Origin of the sequence: Vibrio sp. Vb1755 (genome assembly GCF_033338635.1) — a bacterium.
In the GTDB taxonomy this organism is placed as follows: domain Bacteria; phylum Pseudomonadota; class Gammaproteobacteria; order Enterobacterales; family Vibrionaceae; genus Vibrio; species Vibrio alginolyticus.
In genome coordinates this window covers 1-1,544 of record NZ_JAWOTA010000108.1, presented here as the reverse complement: position 1 = coordinate 1,544, position 1,544 = coordinate 1, and the positions used below count along the sequence as shown (strand labels likewise).

The 1,544-nt window shown below is 47.9% G+C and carries 2 protein-coding genes and 1 pseudogene; all 3 read right to left on the bottom strand.

Going from position 1 to position 1,544, the window contains the following annotated elements; all coding sequences use genetic code 11:
* Positions 1 to 141 (bottom strand): annotated as a pseudogene (locus R7E00_RS23010) (DedA family protein); the annotation flags it as partial.
* Positions 135 to 1,085 (bottom strand): NADP-dependent oxidoreductase, encoded by a 951-nt coding sequence (locus R7E00_RS23005; protein ID WP_005480898.1) that lies wholly within the window; start codon positions 1,083 to 1,085, stop codon positions 135 to 137. The gene R7E00_RS23005 and the pseudogene R7E00_RS23010, both read right to left, overlap by 7 nt.
* A gap of 152 nt (positions 1,086 to 1,237) precedes the next feature.
* On the bottom strand, positions 1,238 to 1,544 hold a 307-nt coding region (locus R7E00_RS23000), incomplete at its 5' end, for a sodium ion-translocating decarboxylase subunit beta (RefSeq protein ID WP_318124535.1).

Genomic DNA, 1,544 nt, shown 5'->3' with positions numbered 1-1,544 from the left:
GAGAGTTGCTATCAGCCCAGCTTCAGAGCCACCAGGCAGTAAGGTGGCGCTCAGAAAACCCGTTAAAAAAAGCACCCACAATGCTGAATCAGAAAACCAAAGGGCTAAATGTTCAAAAGCTGAATTGAATGCGTCTAGCATGTCATATCAAGTAATACCTTGCCTCTCGTTCGCCCCGATTCCACTTGTTGGTGTGCGGCGATAACTTCAGCCATTGGGTAAATGTGTTGCACTTCTGTTTTAAGTAATCCCACACCTACCATGTACAACAACGTGTCTAACTGTGAAGGATCTGGCTCAACCAACATACCGCTTGCCTCGAAGCCTAACAGCTTGGCCTTGTCACAAATTAATTCAGCGCTAATCGTTGGTACCGTGATCACGCGGGCATTGTCTTTTAGGCACTTGAGAGCATCTAGAGCCGCATCACCACCAACCAAATCAATTAAAACATCAACGCCTTCAACACGTTCTGACACTGGTGCAAATTGATAGTTCACTGCATGAGCGCCAAGTGTGGCGAGGTAGTCTAAATTTCGTTCACTGCAGGTGGTAAACACTTCGGCTTTTGTCGCCACAGCAATCTGCACCGCTAAGTGCCCGACGCCACCCGCTCCTGCGAGAATTAATACTCTATCGCATTCGCTGACATTCGCTTTGCTTAATGCTTGAGCAGCGGTTTGCCCTGCCAATGGTAAAACCGCCGCCGCTTCTAGCGTGACCGAACTTGGCACGTGACTTAGCTCCGACTCCGGAACACAAACATATTGGCTATAACCACCACCTTGGAGAGGAAAGCCAATAAAACCGGCCACTTCATCTCCCACAGCAAAGCGAGAAGTCTTAGTACCACAAGAGGCGACTTTCCCAGAAATATCGTAACCTGGCACCCAAGGCAGTTTGTCTTTATTCTGGGAAGCAGCCCAGCCAAGTCCCGCTCGTGTTTTGACATCGATAGGATTCACGCCAGCATAATGCACCTTGACCAACACTTCGCCAGACTTAGGGATCGGAGTTTCAGCGCTTTGAATCGCCAGAACATTGGCGTCGCCAAACTCAGTGATAACAATCTGTTTATGTTCCATAACTCACTCCCTGAGGGACAAATAAAAAAGGGATGCCGGAGCATCCCTTTGACTATAAACCATTTTGTTTAACCAAGTTAATGGCAAGCATGTAAATTGGTTGATAATTTTATCTTCAACACGATAACTGTATTTACGTGTTACAAGAGTCTTTATCCAACCAAGGCCAACAGAATACCTGCCGCTACCGCGGAGCCAAGTACACCAGCTACGTTTGGTCCCATCGCATGCATCAACAAGAAGTTTTGAGGGTTTGCATCAAGCCCGACTTTGTTCACCACACGCGCAGCCATAGGTACGGCAGACACCCCTGCCGCGCCAATGAGTGGGTTGATGTCCTCTTCTGAGAACTTATTAAGAAGCTTAGCCATGAGAACACCTGCGCCTGTACCGATACTGAACGCTACAGCGCCTAGACCAAGAATGCCTAATGTTTCCAAATTTAAGAACTGGTCAGCT

What these genes read in the sequence shown, in the direction of transcription:
- R7E00_RS23005 (WP_005480898.1), bottom strand. Translation starts at nt 1,085, where the DNA reads ATGGAACATAAACAGATTGTTATCACTGAGTTTGGCGACGCCAATGTT.